This window comes from Kitasatospora sp. NPDC097605, from assembly GCF_040302725.1.
Lineage (GTDB): Bacteria > Actinomycetota > Actinomycetes > Streptomycetales > Streptomycetaceae > Kitasatospora.
In genome coordinates this window covers 231,300-248,440 of the sequence record NZ_JBEOSF010000002.1, presented here as the reverse complement: position 1 = coordinate 248,440, position 17,141 = coordinate 231,300, and the positions used below count along the sequence as shown (strand labels likewise).

Genomic DNA, 17,141 nt, shown 5'->3' with positions numbered 1-17,141 from the left:
GATCGACCGTAGAACACGGCCGTGGACCATCTGCGGGCAGGGGAACCCGGCCCGGCGGTCACCACCGCCCGGCGCCGCCCCCGGGACGCCGTGAGGCGAACCCGGGCCCCTGGTCCCCGGTAGTTGGCCAACCCACGGAAGGCGGACGGAGCATGGACGGCGTTCACACCCTGCAGTCGACGGCGGGCTTCGGAGAGCTGCTCAGGATCCGGCGCGAGCGCATCGGCCTGACCCAGCAGGTGCTGGCCGATCACGCGACCCTGAGCGTCCGGGCGATCCGCGACATGGAGAGCGGACGGGTGCAGCGCCCCCGGCAGGAGACGGTCCGGCTGCTGGCCGACGCGCTGCGGCTGGAGGGCCGTAGCCGCACCGTGTTCGAGGCGGCCGCGCGCCGCCAGGCGCTCGCCGAGGAGCCGCGCGACGAGCCGGCCGCCCCGCCGGTGGCCCGCGCGGCGATCGTCGGCCGGGAGCCGGAGGTCGACGTGCTGACCGAGGCCCTCGCCGTGCACGGCGACCGGCTGGTCACCGTGACCGGCCTCGGCGGCGTCGGCAAGACCCGGCTGGTGCTGGAGGCCGCGCGCCGGCTGCACCTGACGGCCCGCTGGTCGGTGCGCTGGACGGACTGGGCCCGCCAGCCCGGGATGGGCCCCGAGCGCCGCGCCGAGCTGGTCCGGGCGATCGGCTCCCGCCCCACCCTGCTGGTCCTGGACGGCGCCGACAGCGGGGTCGAACCCGCCCTGCTGGACGAGCTGTTCCAGCGCTGCCCCGGCCTGCGGGTGCTGATCACCGCCCGGGTCGCCCAGCCGCTGCCCGGCGGCCAGGTGATCCCGCTCGCCCCGCTGCCCACCCCGGGACCGGAGCTCGACCACGATCCGGTGGCGCTCGCCGAGGTGGGTGCCGTCCGGCTGCTGCTCTCCCACCTGCGCCGGCTGCGCCCCGGCTACCGGCTGGAGCCCGAGGAGGCGCCGGCGGTGGCCGCGCTCTGCCGGCTGCTCGACGGCCTGCCGGGCGCGCTGGAGCTGGCCGCGGGCTGGTCGACGGTGCTCTCGCCGCGCCAGCTGGTGGCCCGGCTGGCCGAGGGGCCGTTCCAACTGGCGCCGCCCCCGGCCGGGTTCGGCGGACGCGGCGGGGTCGGCGAGGCGCTGGACGCGGCGCTCGACCGGCTGACGCTGGGCCAGCGCGACCTGCTGGCGCGGCTGGCGGCCGAGCCGGGGGACTGGTCGGGCGAGGACGCCGTCGAGCTGAGCGGCCGGCCGCCGCAGGAGTCGCTGGCCGCCGTGCACGAACTGCTGGCGAGCGGGCTGATCCGCAGCATCCCGGCCCGCGACGGCGTCCGTTTCACCGTGCTGAACCTCTGCCGCCGGCTGTTCGGCGCCGCCGGGGTCTACCCCGTGCTGGCGACGGCGAGCTGAATCCGGTCCGCAGCCGATACTGCCCGTCACTTGCCGGGTGAGCTGCCGGTCCGCCCGCCGGATCCTCCCTAGCGTTCTGTCCATCACTCACCGACACAGAGGGTTTGCGCCGTGGACCAGTTGGAGCAGCAGCGCGGAGAGGCCGAACCGGCCCGGCTGGAGGTGGTCGTGACGACCATGGCCTCGGATTCGCACACCTGGAACCTGGTCTTCCTGCAACTGCTGCTGGAGGAACTCGGCCACCGGGTCACCAACCTGGGCGCCTGCGTGCCGGACGACCTGCTGGTCGCCGAGTGCCGCCGGACCGAGCCGGACCTCATCGTGCTGAGCAGCGTCAACGGCCACGGCTACCACGACGGCCTGCGGGTGATCCGGGCGCTGCGCGCCCGCCCCGAACTGGCCCGCACGCCCACGGTGATCGGCGGCAAGCTCACCATCGCGGGGCCCGGCGACCCGGACCGGCAGCAGTCGCTGCTCGCCGCCGGGTTCGACGGGGTCTTCGAGGAGGGCCGCTCGGTCGCCGACTTCCGCGCCTTCGTGGGCTCGCTGCGCACTCCCGCCCTGCCCGTGGCGACCGCCTCCCGGGTGCCGCGATGAGCGGCCTCGCCGCCGCGCCGGGCGGCTCCCTCCCCGCCAGAGCCGGCTTCGGCGCCTTCGTCGCCCGGGCCCGGTCCGCCGGCGCCCTGGTGGTGCAGCCCCGGATGGGCATGGCCGACCCGCTGCGGATGCGCGACGGCCTGCTCGCCACCCGGGGCGCGGACGCCGTCACCGTCGGCACCATCACCCTGGACAGCTACACCCGCACCGGTGACCTCGCCGCCGCCCGCCGCGCCCTGGTCGACGGGGTGGGGCTGAACGGCTACCCGATCGCGGGCCACCCGGCGGACGTCACCCGGGCGGTGCTGCGCGGGGTCGCCGGCGAGGGCTTCCCGGTGCAGGTCCGGCACGGCTCCGCGCGCGCCGAGCACATCGTCCGCGCGCTGCTCGCGGTCGGCCTGGACGCCACCGAGGGCGGCCCGGTCTCCTACTGCCTGCCCTACAGCCGCACGCCACTGCGCGAGGCGGTGGAGAGCTGGCGGCGCAGCTGCGAACTGCTCTCTTCCATCCGGGAGTTCGGGGCCGAGCCGCATCTGGAGACGTTCGGCGGCTGCCTGATGGGCCAGCTCTGCCCGCCGAGCCTGCTGATCGCGGTGAGCGTGCTGGAGGCGCTGTTCTTCCGGCAGCACGGGCTGCGCAGCGTCTCGCTCAGCTACGCCCAGCAGCCCGACCCGCGCCAGGACGAGGAGGCGCTCACCGTGCTCGGCCGGCTGGCCGGCGAGCTGCTGCCCGACGTCGACCACCACCTCGTGCTCTACGCCTACATGGGCGTCTTCCCGCGCACCCCCGGCGGGGCCCGGCTGCTGCTGGAGGACGCCGCCCGGCTGGCGGTGCGAACCGGGGCGGCCCGGCTGATCGTGAAGACCACGGCGGAGGCGCACCGGATCCCGACCGTCGCCGAGAACGTCCGGGCGCTGGAGACGGCCGCCGCGGCCGCCGGCGCCGAGCACGCGCGTCCCCCGCTCGCCGTGCCGGACACCGGTATCGAGGCGGAGGCGCGGGCGCTGATCGGCGCCGTGCTGGAGCTGGACGCCGACATCGGCCGGGCGCTGGTGCGCGCCTTCGCGGCCGGCTACCTGGACGTGCCCTACTGCCTGCACCCCGACAACGCCGGCCGGGCCCGCAGCTCGCTCGGCCCGGACGGGCGGCTGCACTGGTCGGACGTCGGCTCGATGCCGATCGCCGCCCGGTCCGGCGGCCCGCGCCCGCCGATCCTGCGCTCCGCCGACCTGCTCGGCGCGCTCTCCCACGTCCAGTGGAGCTACGACAGCCGCGCCGCCGACACCCTGGCCCTCGCCGCCCCGGGCCTCGACACCTCGGGCCTCGACACCTCGGGCCTCGATACCTCGGGCCTCGACACCTCACGCCTCGACACCTCGGTCCTCGACACCTCACGCCTCGACACCTCGGACCTCGCCCTCGACCGAACACCCGCCGCACCACGAGAGTTGGGACTCACCACGCCATGACCACCGACGGGCCCACCCCCGCGACCGCCGCCGCGACGCTCCCGGACCCCGGCCGCCACCTGACCTCCCCGACCACCCGCGCCGCGCTGCGGATCCAGCACCACCTGCTCTCCGCCGCCCGCGAGCACCTGCGCGGCCGGGGCTTCACCGAACTGCTGCCGCCGATCATCGGCCCGGTCACCGACCCCGGCTCGCGCGGCTCCAAGCAGGTCGACATCGACTTCTACGGCCACCGCTACAAGCTGATGACCAGCGCGATCCTCTACAAGCAGGCCTCGCTGCTGGCCTTCGACAAGATCTTCTGCATCGCGCCGAACGTCAGGCTGGAGCCGCTGGAGACCGCGGGGACCAGCCGCCACCTGGCCGAGTTCCACCAGCTCGACGTCGAGGTGGCCGGGGCGAGCCGGGACGATGCCGTGCAGCTGGTCGAGGAGCTGGTGGTGCACATGGTCGACAGCGTGGTGCGCGAGCTGCCCAAGGAGTTCGCCGAACTCGGCCGCGACACCGACGCGTTCGCCGAGCTGCTGAAGGGCTCCTTCGGGCGGATGCGGCACGCCGAGGCGGTCAGCGAGCTCCAGGGGCTCGGCCACCCGCAGAGCCCGGACGCCGAACTCGACTGGGCCGGCGAGGCGTTGCTCTCCGGCCGGCGGGACCGGCCGTTCTTCGTCACCGACTACCCCAAGGGCTCGCGCGGCTTCTACGACCGCGAGAACCCCGAGGACCCGGGCCTGCTGCGGAACTTCGACCTGATCGCGGCCGAGGGCTACGGCGAGCTGTGCAGCGGCAGCCAGCGCACCAACGACTACGCCGAGATCGTCACCCGGATGCGCGAGACGGGGGAGAACCCGCAGAAGTACCGCTGGTACCTGGACCTGGTCCGCGAGGGCGTGCCCGGCAGCGCCGGTTTCGGCATCGGCGTCGAGCGCCTGACCCGCTACGTCGCCGGGCTGGACGCGGTCTGGCAGGCCAGCGCCTTCCCGAAGGTGGCGGGAGTGGTGACGCCGTGAGCGATCTGAGCGCACCGGGGTTCCCGGAGGAGGAGGTCCGGCAGCGGGCCCGGGCCGGGACGGCGGCGGCCTTCCCGCCGCCCGGCAGCTACGGGCAGGTGCTGTTCGGCGCCGAGCGCCCGGCCGGCGGGCCCGGCGCGGCGGACCCGTCGGACGCCCTGGACGCGCTGCGGATCGTGCCGCCGGTGTTCGTGCCGCAGCGGCTGGCCAAGCTGATCGACCTGGGCCGCGAGCCGGACTACCGGGACGTCGAACTCACCACCGCCATCGGTGGGTTCAGCTCCGCTCTGCCGGTGTACGTGTCCGCGACCGGCTCCACCCGGGCGGCCGGCGGGGAGCTCGGCCTGGCGCTGAGCCGGCAGGCGGGCGCGCTCGGCCTGCCGATGGTGATCGGCGAGAACGTCGTCCCGGTGAACGGCTACGGCCGGCTCGGCGAGGACGCCGACCGCGCCCTGCTCGGCCGGCTGCGCGCCTACACCGAGCACCTGCCCGACGGGCTGGGCGGGGTGGCCGTCCAGCAGTCCACCGAGGACGCCGACGCCGAGGTCTGGAACCTCGTCCACAGCGACCCGGCGGCTCGGCCGCTGCTGGAATCCGGCCGCCTGGCCTTCGAGTTGAAGGTCGGGCAGGGTGCCAAGCCCGGGCTCGGCGGGATGACCGTGCTGGAGCCGGAAGCCGCCGCCCGGCTCGGCGACCGCTACGGCCTGGACCCGGTCTTCGGCGAGGACGGCCGGGTGCTGCGGGCCGGCACGCCGGGCACCTTCACCGCGGAGATCCTGCGCCAGCAGGTCCGGCTGATGCGCAACAACTTCCCCCGGGCCCGGGTCTGGGTGAAGCTGCACCCCGGCCGGGACGTCGCCGAGGCCGCCCGGGTGGCCGCCGAGGCGGGCGCGGACGCCGTCACCGTGGACGGCGCGGAGGGCGGCACCGGATGGGCGCCGGGCGCCTTCCCGGCGCAGGTCGGGCTGCCGCTGGCGGAGTGCCTGCGCCGGCTGGCGGCCGCCGGGCCGCCGCCCTGCCTGCTGGTCTCCGGGCGGATGTGGGAGGGCGGCCGGGCGGTCAAGAGCCTGGCGCTGGGCGCCCGCGCGGTGGGCCTGGGCCGGGCGGCCCTGCTGGCCGCCGCCGAGGACCCGGAGGCGGGGCTGATCCGGTTCACCGACTGCCTCGCGCTCGAACTTCGGCTGCTGATCAGCGCGCTCGGAAAATACACCCCGGCGGCCCTGGAACGGGCCGACGTGTGGTCCCCGGACTTCCCTTAGAAAAGCCGTTCCCCGAGCCCGTCGAGGCGCCTCCGTGCGCCCCGGCGGGCCGGTCGCGTTGTGTCAACGCCCTTATGCCAAGCGGCAGTTGAAACTGCCGTTCGTCTTCCGGGAATTCTGCCGATCGGTTCCGGAACGCCGCCCTATCGTCGAACCACTGCCCGCAGCGTCGTTAATTCATCGGGGTTGGATGATGGAATCTCGCGGTTTCCCCTTCATATCCGTCGCGCGCCGGTTCCCGGACCGGCCGGCCGTACGGCTCGGCGCCCGGACCGTCCGCTACCGGGAGCTGGACGAGCTGAGCGGCGCCCTCGCCGCCCGGATCGCCCCCGGACGGACGGTGGCCGTCACCGGCCGCGACCGGCTGGACCACCTGGTCGGCCTGCTCGCCGCCCTCCGCGCCGGGGCCACCTACCTGCCGCTGGACCGGGAGGCCCCCGAGGAGCGCAACCGCTGGATCCGCGAGGACGCCGGCGCCGGCCTCGCCCTCACCGACGGCGAGCTCGTCGAGCTCCGGCCGTCCGAGGACGGCGGCCAGGCCGCGCCCACCCCCGGCTACCTCATCTACACCTCCGGCACCACCGGCCGCCCCAAGGGCGTGCACGTCCCGCTCGCCGCGCTGACCGGCCACCTGGCCGCCGCCGTCGACCGCTTCGGCCTCACCGCCGAGGACACCGTGCTGCACCTCGCCCGCCCCACCGTCGACGTCGCCGTCGAGCAGACCCTCACCGCGCTGTCCTCCGGCGCCTGCCTGCTCGTCCCCGAGCAGCACCTGCTCGCCCCGGACGCCCTGCTGGACCTGCTGGACGCCGAGGGCGTCACCGTGGCCAACCTGGCCGCCGGCTACTTCCAGGAGGTGGTGACGGCGCTGCGCGCCCGCGGCCGCGCCCCGCGCACCCTGCGGCTGATGATCTCCGGCAGCGACCGCCTCTACCCGGACACCGCCGCCGGCTGGCGGGCCGCCACCGGGGTGCCGCTGCTCAACGCCTACGGGCCCACCGAGACCGTGGTCACCGCCACCGTCCACGAGCTGTCCGGCCCCTCGGGGGCGGAGCCGGTCCCGATCGGCACCCCGCTCGGCGAGCGCCGCGCCTACGTCCTGGACGACCGGCTGCGGCCGGTCACCGGGCCCGGCGAGAGCGGCGAACTGTACCTCGGCGGGCCGCTGCTCGCCTCCGGCTACCACGGCCGCCCGGGCCTGACGGCGGGCCGGTTCGTGGCGGACCCGTTCGCGCCCGAGCCGGGCGCCCGGATGTACCGCACCGGCGACGTCGTGCGCCGGGAGGGCCCGGACGCCCCGCTGGAGTTCGTCGGCCGCGCCGACCACCAGCTGAAGATCCGCGGCTTCCGGGTCGAGCCCGGCGAGATCGAGCAACTGCTCGCCGCCCGCCCCGGCGTCGCCGGCGCCGTGGTCGTCGCCCACGAGGGCAGGCTCGCCGGCTACGTCACCGGTGAGGACCCCGACCCCGCCGCGCTCCGCGCCCACCTGGCCGAGCGGCTGCCCGAGCACCTGGTCCCGGCCACCATCACCGCGCTGGACGCCTTCCCGCTGACCGCCGGCGGCAAGATCGACCGCAGCGCGCTGCCCGACCCGCGGACCGCGCCCGCCGCCGAGGCTCCGGCCGGCCGGCCGCTGCGCACCCCCGCCGAGCAGCTGATCGCCGCGGTCTGGGCGGATGTGCTGGGCGTGCCCGAGGTCGGCGCCGACGACAACTTCTTCCACCTGGGCGGCGATTCGCTGACCGCCGTGCGGGTGGTCGGCCGGGTCTTCGACGTCTTCGGCATGATCTCCCCGTACACCATCTTCGACGCCCCCACCCTCGCCGAGTTCGCCGCCGCCGTCACCGCAGCGGCCGGCGGCGAGCGCCCGCCGCTGACCCGGGCCGGGGCCACGTCGGCGCCGCTCTCGCCGTACCAGCGCGGCCTCTGGTTCCTCGACCAGTGGAACCCGGACGCTCCCACCTACATCGTGCCCTGGGTGTTCCGCTTCGCCGGTCCGGTCGACCCGGGGCTGCTGCGCCGGGCACTGGAGGGCGTGGTGGCGCGGCACGAGGCACTGCGCACCACCTTCGAGCTGACCGAGGAGGGCCCCCGCCAGCTGGTCCACCCGTCCGTGGAGGTGCCGTTCGCCGTCCTGGACACCGAGGCCGGGCAGGTCGAGCGGCTGGTCGCCGAGGCCGCGCTGGTGCCCTTCGACCTGGAGCGCGGCCCGCTGCTGCGCGCCCACCTCTACCGCACCGGTGACACCGCCACCCTGCTGCTGCTCTGCCACCACATCGTCTGGGACGAGGGCTCGCTGCCCGTCCTGGAGGGCGAACTCGCCGCCCTGTACGAGGCGCTGGCCGCCGGCCGTCCGGCCGCTCTGCCCGAGCCCGCCGTCCAGTACGCCGACTACAGCGCCTGGCGCTACCGGGACCCGGAGCACGCCGAGCGCCAACTCGCCCACTGGCGCGAGCACCTGGCCGACGCGCCGACCGAACCGGCGCTGCCCACCGACCACCCCCGGCCCGAGGTGCAGCGCTTCCGCGGCGACTTCCACCGCTTCGCGATGCCGCGCCCGGTCGCCGAGGCGGTCCGCGCGCTGGCCCGCAGCGAGGACGCCACCCCGTTCATGGTGCTGCTGGCCGGCCTGGCGCTCGCCCTGCACCGCCGCACCGGGCAGCGCGACCTGGTGCTCGGCTCCCCGGTGAGCGTCCGCGGCCGGGCCGAACTCGACGCCCTGGTCGGCTACTTCGTCAACCTGCTGCCGCTGCGGGTGCGACTTGACGAGTCGATGGGCTTCCGCGACCTGGTCCGGCAGGTGCGCGAGGTGGCGATCGCCGGCTACCGCCACCAGGAGGCGCCGTTCGACGACATCGCGGCGAGCGTCCTGGAGGACCGCCCGGACGACCGCGCCGAGAACCGCAACCCGCTCTGCCAGGTGCTGCTGGAGCTGCACCCGCTGGACACCCGCCCGCTGACCGTCGGCGGCACCGAGGTGACCCGCGAGCTGTACTCCAACCCGGTCTCCCGCTTCGACCTGTCGATCTCCGTCGACGACCGGGGCACCGACTTCACCGGCCGCTTCGAGTACGACTCCGACCTGTTCGACGCCGCCACCATGGCCGAACTGTGCGACGCCTGGCTGGGCACCCTCGCCACCGCCGTCGAGGCGCCCGTGCACACCCTGGTCGAGGCCCGGGCCGCCGCCGCCCCGGACGCGCTCGCCGTCGTCTCCGGCGAGCACCGGCTCTCCTACGGCGAGCTGAACACCCGGGCCAACCGGCTCGCCCACCACCTGGCCGGGGCCGGGATCGGGCGCGGCGACACCGTCGCCGTCCTGGTCGAGCGCGGCCCGGACCTGGTGGTCGCCCTGCTCGCCGCGCTCAAGACCGGCGCCGCCTACACCCTGCTCGACCCGGACTTCCCGGCCGAGCGGCTGGCCGGCGCGGTCGCCGACAGCGCCGCCGCCCTGCTGGTCACCCACCGGCACGCGAGCCCGCCGTTCCCCGTCGGGCGCCACCTCGACCTGGACGGGCAAGCCGCCGCGATCGCCGCCCGCCCCGGCCACGACCCGGGCGTGCCGGTCGCCGGGGACGACCTCGCCTGCGTGATGTTCACCTCCGGCTCCACCGGCCGCCCCAAGGGCGTCGCCGTGCCGCACCGCGCACTCACCACCACCTACCTCGGCCAGGACTACGCCCGCTTCGGCCCCGACGAGGTCTGGCTGCAGTGCTCCCCGGTCTCCTGGGACGCCTTCGCCCTGGAACTGTACGGCGCGCTGGCCTTCGGCGGCGTCTGCGTGCTGCAGCCCGGCCAGCGGCCCGACCCGCAGGCCATCGCCGAGCTGACCCGGCGCCACGGCGTCACCCAGCTCCAGCTCTCCGCCAGCCTGTTCAACTTCCTGCTGGAGGAGTTCCCGGAGACCTACGACGACCTCAGGGTGGCCTTCACGGCCGGCGAGCGGGCCTCCGTCACCCATGTCGGCAAGGCGCTCGGCCAGTACCCGGACCTGGTCGTCGCCAACGGTTACGGCCCGGTCGAGAGCCTCGGCCTGACCACCTGCCACCGCGCCACCCCCGGGGACGCCGCCGGCGCCGCCATCCCGATCGGCCGCCCGCTGCACGGCAAGGCGGTCCACGTCCTCGACGACCTGCTGCGGCCCGTCCCCGACGGCGCCACCGGCGAGCTCTACGCGGCCGGCGGCGGCCTCGCCCACGGCTACGTCGGCCGGCCCGCGCTGACCGCCGAGCGCTTCGTCGCCTCCCCGTTCGGCGCCCCCGGCGAGCGGCTCTACCGCACCGGCGACCTCGGCCACCGGCGCCCGGACGGCCTGCTGGAGATCACCGGGCGGATCGACGACCAGATCAAGGTCCGCGGCTTCCGGGTCGAGCCCGGCGAGATCGAGGACGCGCTGACCCGCCACCCCGCCGTCCGCGAGGCCGCCGTCACCGTCCATGAACCCGCCCCCGGCGACCACCGGCTCGCCGCCTACGTCACCCTCGACGCGGGCGCGGACGGGGCCGACCCCGAGGCGCTGCTGGACCACCTGGCCGCCCTGCTGCCCGAGCACATGGTGCCCGCCACCGTCGACGTGCTGGACGCGCTGCCGCTCAACTCCAACGGCAAGATCGACCGCAAGGCCCTGCCGGCCCCCGCCGGGCGCCGCGCCGCCGAGCCGGCCGACACGCTCACCCCGCACCAGCGGCTGGTCGCCGACGCCGTGCGCGCCGTCCTCGACCTGCCCGAGGACGTCGGGCCGGACGCCAACTTCTTCCGGATCGGCGGCAACTCGCTGGCCGCCGTACGGGTCGCCATGAAGCTCTCGCAGCAGACCGGCACCCGCGTCCCGCCGCACGTGGTCTTCCGCGGCCGCACCGTGGGCGCCATCGCCGAACGGCTGGCCTCGTGATGGCCGGCCGCCCCGACACCCGTCGCACCGAAGGGAACGAGGCCGTGCGCCCGTCCGCCGACGCCCAGGCCGCTCCGGCCCGTACCGCACCCGTCTCCGGGCTCCAGCGCGGCCTCTGGTTCCTCGACCACCTGGACCCGCGGAGCATCACCTACACCACCCCCTGGACCTACGAGGTCACCGGCCCGCTCGACCTCGGCCTGCTGGCCCGCGCCCTGGACGCCGTCACCGCCCGGCACGAGGCGCTGCGCACCACCTTCGCCCTGCACCCCGACGGGCCGCGCCAGCACGTCCACGACAGCCTCGCCGTGCCGCTCGCCGTCACCGACCTGCGCGCCCTCCCGGAGGGCGAACGGGAGGACCGGGCCGAGCAGTTGATCGCCGAACGGGCCGCCCGGCCGTTCGACCTCGCCGCCGGCCCGCTGCTGCGCGCCGAGGCGATCCGGCTCGCCGACGAGCGCACCACCCTGCTCCTCGTCGTCCACCACATCATCTGGGACGGCTGGTCGGCCGAACTCTTCGAGCGCGAACTCGCCGAGTGCTACCGGGCGTTCGCCGAACAGCGGGCCCCGGAACTGCCCGCCCTCGGCACCCAGTACGCCGACTGGGCCGAGGAGGAGCGGCACACCTCCTACGAGGAACACCTCGCCTACTGGAAGGACCGCCTCGACGGCGCCCCCGCCCTGCTCGACCTGCCCGGCGACCGCCCGCGCCCCGCCGAACGCGGCGAGCGCGGCGCCACCGAGCACTTCGGCCTCGCCCCCGGCGCCGCCGCCCGGGTCCGGGCCCTCGCCGAACAGGAGGGCGCCACCCCGTTCACCGTCCAGCTCGCCGCCTTCGCCCTGCTGCTGAACCGCTGGACCGGCGCCGACGACCTCCTCGTCGGCACCCCGGTCACCACTCGCAACCGGCCCGAACTCGCCGATCTGATCGGCTACTTCGTCAACCTGCTGCCACTGCGCATCCGGCTCGCCCCGGGGGCGACCTTCCGCGAGCTGGTCGCCGACCTCCAGGACGGCGCCTTCGACGCCTTCGGCTACCTCGACGTGCCGTTCGACCAGCTGGTCGACCACCTCGGCACCGCCCGCACCCCGCAGCACCCGCCGCTGGTCCAGGTGGTGTTCGGCGCCCACGGCGAGGACGACACCCCGCTCGTGCTCGGCGCCGCCACCGGCCGGCGCACCGTCCGCTCCAACGGCACCAGCAAGTTCGACCTGACCTGGTCCGTCTTCGAACCCGCCGAGGGCGCCGGCGGCGAACTGCGCGGCGAGGCCGAGTACAGCACCGACCTCTTCGACGCGGCCACCGTCCGCCGCCTCGCCGCCGACTACGCGGCCCTGCTGGACGCCGCCCTCGCCGACCCGGACGCCACCGTGCTCCGGCTCACCGCGGCGGGGCAACGGCCCCGCCCCGCCCGGCTCGACCAGGGCCACTGCCTGCACCACCTCTTCGAGCGCGCCGCCGACGCGTACGGCGAACGGCCGGCCGTCGACGACGGGCAGGAGAGCCTCGACTACGCCGAACTCGACCGCCGCGCCAACCGCTTGGCGCACACCCTGCGCGCCCGCGGGGTGCGCCCCGGCGACCGGGTCGGCCTGCTGCTGGAACGCACCGTCGCCGTCCCCGTGGCGATCCTCGCCGTCCTCAAGACCGGCGCCGCCTACGTACCCGTCGACCTCGCCGCCCCCGCCGACCGGGCCGCCCTGGTCTTCGGCGACACCGCCGTCACCGCCGTCCTCACCGACCGCCCCGACCGCGCCCCCGCCGGCCCCTGGCAGACCCTCGACCTCACCGCCCGGGCCGCCGAGATCGCCGCCCACCCCGACACCCGCCCGCCCGCCGCCGGCCGCCCCGGCGACCTCGCCTACCTGATCTTCACCTCCGGCTCCACCGGCCGCCCCAAGGGCGTCGCCGTCGCCCACGAGCACGTCAGCCGGCTGCTCGACTCCGGCCGCGACCACTTCGGCTTCGGCCCCGACACCACCTGGACGCTCTTCCACAGCTACGCCTTCGACTGGACCGTCTGGGAGCTGTGGGGCGCGCTGCTGCACGGCGCCCGGCTGCTCGTCGTGCCCTACCTGACCAGCCGCTCGCCCGAGGAGTTCGCCGAACTCCTCGACGACCAGCGCGTCACCCACCTCTGCCTCACCCCGTCCGCGCTGCGCCAGCTCGAACCGGCCCTGCGCCGCCGCCCCCGGGCGCTGCCCGCACTGCGCTGGATCATGCTCGGCGGCGAGGCCCTGGACCCGGGCGTCGTCCAGCGCTGGCACGACCTCGACCCGCTGCCGCCCGCCCGGCTCTGCAACCTCTACGGCATCACCGAGACCACCGTCCACGTCACCGTCCACGACGTCGCCGAGGGCGGCGCCGGCTTCGGGCGCAGCCTCATCGGCGAGCCCATGCCCCACCTCACCGCCGCCGTCCTGGACGACTGGCTGCGCCCCTGCCCGCCCGGTGTCCCCGGCGAGCTGTACATCGGCGGCGGCAGCCTCGCCCACGGCTACTGGGGCCGCCCCGGCCTCACCGCCGGCCGCTTCGTCGCCGACCCCGCCGGCCCGCCCGGCGCCCGCCTCTACCGCACCGGCGACGTCGCCAAACGGCTGCCGGACGGCGGCCTGGAGTACGTCGGGCGCGCCGACTTCCAGGTCAAACTGCGCGGCTTCCGGATCGAGCTCGGCGAGATCGAGAACGCCCTCGCCGCCCACCCGGACGTCGAGGCCTGCGTGGTGACCGTGCACGAGGACCGGCTCGCCGCGTACGTCACCGGCCGCGCCCCCGACGACCTGCGCGGCTTCCTCGCCCGCTCGCTGCCCGCCTACATGGTCCCGGCGAGCGTCACCGTACTGGACGCGCTGCCGCTCACCGTCAACGGCAAGGCCGACCGGGCCGCGCTGCCCGCCCCCGGGCGCGCCGCCCCCGAACGGGCCGGGCGGCACGTCGAGCCGCGCACCCCCGAGGAGGAGCTGTTCGCCGCCGTCTGGACCGAGGTCCTCGGGGTGTCCGGGATCGGCGTCCACGACGACTTCTTCCACCTCGGCGGCGACTCCATCCGCGCCGTCCAGCTGGCCGGCGCCCTGCACGACCGCGGCTGGCAGCTCTCCCTGCGGGACGTCTTCAACGCGCCCACCGTCGCCGCCCTGCTGCCGCTGGCCCGGCCCGTCGAGGCCGACCCCGGCGCCGACCGGCCGTTCGCGCTGATCGACGAGGACGACCGCGCCGAACTGCCGCCCGGCATCGTCGACGCCTACCCGATGGTCTCCATGCAGCTGTCGATGGTCTTCCACATGGAGGTCGCCGGCGGCACCGACAGCTACCACAACGTCAACTCCTACCGCTTCGCCGGCGCACTCGACGAGACCGCGCTGCGCCGCTCCGTCAACGAGGCGATGGCCCGGCACGCCGTGCTGCGCACCGGCCTCGACCTCTCCGGCTACGGCGAACCGCTGCAGCTGGTGCACGGCACGCTGCCCGCCCCCGTCGAGTTCGCCGACCTGCGCGGTCGCACCGAGGCGGACCAGGACGCGGCGATCCGGGCCGTCTTCGAGCACCACCGCGACCGGCCGTTCGACCTCACCGCGCCCCCGCTGTTCCGGATCACCGTGCAGCGCCTGGCCGCCGACGCCTTCCAGCTGACCATCTCCGAGCACCACGCGATCCTCGACGGCTGGAGCTTCACCTCCCTGCTCACCGAGATCCTCGAACGGCACGCCGCGCTCGCCGCCGACCCCGTCTCCGCGCCCACTCCGCCGCCGCGCACCGCCTTCCGCGACTTCGTGGCCGTCGAACGCGCGGCGGCCGCCGACCCGGACTCGCTCGCCTACTGGCACCAGCGGCTCGACGGCGCCACCGGCCAGCTCTGGCCCGGCAGCGAGCACGTCCACGAGCTGCCGCGCACCGTCGAACGGGTGCTGCCGGACGCGCCCGGCCAGCTGCGGGCCGTCGCCGACGCGCTCGCCGTCCCGGTCAAGTCCGTGGCGCTCGCCGCCCATCTGCACGCCCTCGCCCACATCACCGGGCGGCGCCGGGTCACCACCGGGCTGGCGATGAACGGCCGGCTGGAACGGCTCGGCGGCACCGAGGTGTACGGGCTCTTCCTCAACACCGTCCCGCTGGTCGCCGAACCGGGGGAGGACCTGGCGGCGCTGGTGCGGCACGTGCACCGCGAGGAACTGGACATGATGCCGCACCGCCGGGTGCCGTTCGCCCGGCTGGCCCGGATGATGGCCGACACCGCGCTCGACAGCCAGTTCGGCTACCTGCGCTTCCACGCCCTGGGCCGGCTCAGCGCGGCCCGCATCGAGGACGGCCGGATCGGCACCGAGCCCACCTACCGGCACGAGCCGAACAGCTTCACCTTCGGCGCCTCGCTGATCCAGGACCCGGTCACCCAGCGGGTGCTGCTCGCCGTGGACCACCAGCGGGCGCTGGTCGACGACGCCACGGCGGAGGAGTTCACGGACGTCTACGCGGCGGCCCTGGCCCGCCTGGCCGCCGACGTCTGACCCGGCATCGAGCACCGCCGTCCCACCCCCACCCGACCTTCACCGAGGAGTACCCCCGCCATGACCACCTTCGCGGAGCCGGCCACCATCGCGCCCTCCACCGCCGACCTGTTGACCAGGCTGCGCGCCGCCGTCGCCGCCCACCCCGGCCGGCCCGCCGTGCACGCCGCCGACGGCAGCCTCGACTTCGCCGCCCTGGACGGCCGCACCAACGGCCTGGCCGGCGCCCTGCGCGCCGCCGGCGTCCGGCGCGGCGACCGGGTCGGCGTCCACCTCGCCCGCACCCTCGACCTGCCCGTCGCCCTGCTCGCCGTCTGGCGGGCCGGCGCCGCGTACGTCCCGCTCGACCCGGCCTACCCGGCCGAGCGGATCGCCTTCATGGCCGCCGACGCCCGGCTGACCGCCGTGGTCAGCGCCGATGCGGCGCCGCCCGTCCCGGCCGGGGTCGCGGTGCTGCGCCCGGACGCCGCCGCGCCCGCGCCGCTCCAGGCCGCCGCCCCGCACCCGCTGGACCCCGCCTACGTCATCTACACCTCCGGCTCCACCGGCCGCCCCAAGGGCGTCGAGGTGCCGCACGGCGCCGTCGCCGACCTCGCCGCCGGCCTGGAGGGGATCGGCGCCTACCGGCCCGTGCCGTCCGTGGTCGCCTGGAACGCCAGCGTCTCCTTCGACGCCTCCGTCCAGCAGTGGATCCGGGTCTGCCGCGGTGACACCCTGGTGGTCGTCGACGACGCCCGGCGCGCCGACCCGGCCGCGCTGGCCGCGCTGCTCGCCGAGCACGCCGTCACCGACCTCGACCTGACGCCGTCCCACTGGCAGCTGCTCCGCGAGCCGCTGCTCGGGGGCGCGGCGGGCGTCCCGCGCCTGTTCATGGGCGGCGAGCCCGTCCCCGAGCGCACCTGGCGCGAGCTGGCCGACGGCGGCGTCGAGGCGTTCAACCTGTACGGGCCCACCGAGTGCACGGTCGACGCGATCGCCGCCCGGATCACCGGCCCCGGCCCGCACCTGGGCGCGCCGCTGCCCGGCGTCCGGGTGCACCTGCTGGACGAGCGGCTGGCGCCGGTCACCGAGCCCGGCGCGGTCGGCGAACTGTACCTGGGCGGGCCCGGCCTGGCGCACGGCTACGCCGGGCAGGCCGGGCTGACCGCCGGGCGCTTCGTCGCCGACCCGGCCGCCCCCGGCGCGCGCATGTACCGCACCGGCGACCAGGCCCGGCGCACGGCGGACGGGCTGCTGGAGTACGTCGGACGGGTGGACCGCCAGGTCAAGCTGCGCGGCTTCCGGATCGAACTCGGCGAGGTCGAGCACGCGGTGGCGGCGCTGGACGGCGTGACGGCCGCCGCCGTCACCATGCACGAGCCGGCCCCCGGGGACACCCGGCTGGCCGCCTACGTCACCGGGCCGTCGGCCGAGCCCGCCGCCCTGCTGGCCGAACTGCGCCGCACCCTGCCCGCCCACCTGGTGCCGTCCACCGTGACCGTGCTGGACGCCATGCCGCTCACCCCGAACGGCAAGGCCGACCACCGGGCCCTGCCGGCGCCCGCCGCCGAGGCGGTGCCGTCGGGCGAGGGCGGGGGAGTGGCGGAGCAGGTCGCCGAGGTGTGGCGCACCGTGCTCGGCGTCCCCGAGGTGCTGCCCACCGACGACTTCCTCACCCTCGGGGGCCACTCGCTCGCCGCCCTGCGCGTCGTCCACCTGCTGCGCCGCAAGCTCAACGTCGAACTCCAGCTGCGCCACCTGCTGGACGCCGCCGACCTGGCCGCCTTCACCGCCGCCGTGCAGCGCGCCACCGCCGCCGGCCCCGCCCCCGCCCGCCCCGCCCTCACCGCCCGCCGCCCGGCCGTCCGATGACCCCGCGCCCATCCCCCCGCCGCCCGGCCGTCGCACCCGCGCCTTCGGCCCTCAACGCCCGCCCGTTGCTTCCTGCGTCCGCGCCGCTGGCTCCCGGCGCCCGCCCGCCGGTCGCTGCGCCCGCGCTTTCGGCCCGCAACGCCCGCCCGTTGC

At 76.1% G+C, this 17,141-nt stretch carries 8 protein-coding genes; all 8 read left to right on the top strand.

Going from position 1 to position 17,141, the window contains the following annotated elements; all coding sequences use genetic code 11:
• Positions 1 to 152: 152 nt before the first annotated feature.
• The 8 genes from ABTX81_RS03145 to ABTX81_RS03110 all read left to right on the top strand — a co-directional run bounded on the left by ABTX81_RS03145 (position 153) and on the right by ABTX81_RS03110 (position 16,988).
• Positions 153 to 1,412 carry a helix-turn-helix domain-containing protein gene (locus ABTX81_RS03145; RefSeq protein WP_350541200.1) on the top strand — a complete coding sequence of 420 codons (1,260 nt, stop codon included), beginning with the start codon at positions 153 to 155 and terminating at the stop codon, positions 1,410 to 1,412.
• A gap of 111 nt (positions 1,413 to 1,523) precedes the next feature.
• Positions 1,524 to 2,009, top strand: a complete 486-nt coding sequence (locus ABTX81_RS03140; RefSeq protein ID WP_350541199.1) for a cobalamin B12-binding domain-containing protein — start codon at positions 1,524 to 1,526, stop codon at positions 2,007 to 2,009.
• Entirely contained in the window at positions 2,006 to 3,478 is a 1,473-nt protein-coding gene (locus tag ABTX81_RS03135) for a methylaspartate mutase (protein WP_350541198.1), read from the top strand. The genes ABTX81_RS03140 and ABTX81_RS03135 overlap by 4 nt, the downstream gene beginning before the upstream one ends.
• On the top strand, positions 3,475 to 4,485 hold the full coding sequence (locus tag ABTX81_RS03130; RefSeq protein ID WP_350541197.1) for an asparagine synthetase A: 1,011 nt from the start codon (positions 3,475 to 3,477) through the stop codon (positions 4,483 to 4,485). Before ABTX81_RS03135 ends, ABTX81_RS03130 begins: the two co-directional genes overlap by 4 nt.
• Entirely contained in the window at positions 4,482 to 5,744 is a 1,263-nt protein-coding gene (locus ABTX81_RS03125; protein WP_350541196.1) for a glutamate synthase-related protein, read from the top strand. The genes ABTX81_RS03130 and ABTX81_RS03125 overlap by 4 nt, the downstream gene beginning before the upstream one ends.
• Positions 5,745 to 5,937: 193 nt before the next feature.
• Positions 5,938 to 10,635 carry an amino acid adenylation domain-containing protein gene (locus ABTX81_RS03120; protein WP_502892702.1) on the top strand — a complete coding sequence of 1,566 codons (4,698 nt, stop codon included), beginning with the start codon at positions 5,938 to 5,940 and terminating at the stop codon, positions 10,633 to 10,635.
• 44 nt (positions 10,636 to 10,679) lie between these two features.
• Positions 10,680 to 15,137 (top strand): non-ribosomal peptide synthetase, encoded by a 4,458-nt coding sequence (locus ABTX81_RS03115; protein ID WP_350541194.1) that lies wholly within the window; start codon positions 10,680 to 10,682, stop codon positions 15,135 to 15,137.
• A 60-nt stretch (positions 15,138 to 15,197) separates the two neighbouring features.
• On the top strand, positions 15,198 to 16,988 hold the full coding sequence (locus ABTX81_RS03110; RefSeq protein ID WP_350541193.1) for a non-ribosomal peptide synthetase: 1,791 nt from the start codon (positions 15,198 to 15,200) through the stop codon (positions 16,986 to 16,988).
• Positions 16,989 to 17,141 lie beyond the last annotated feature (153 nt).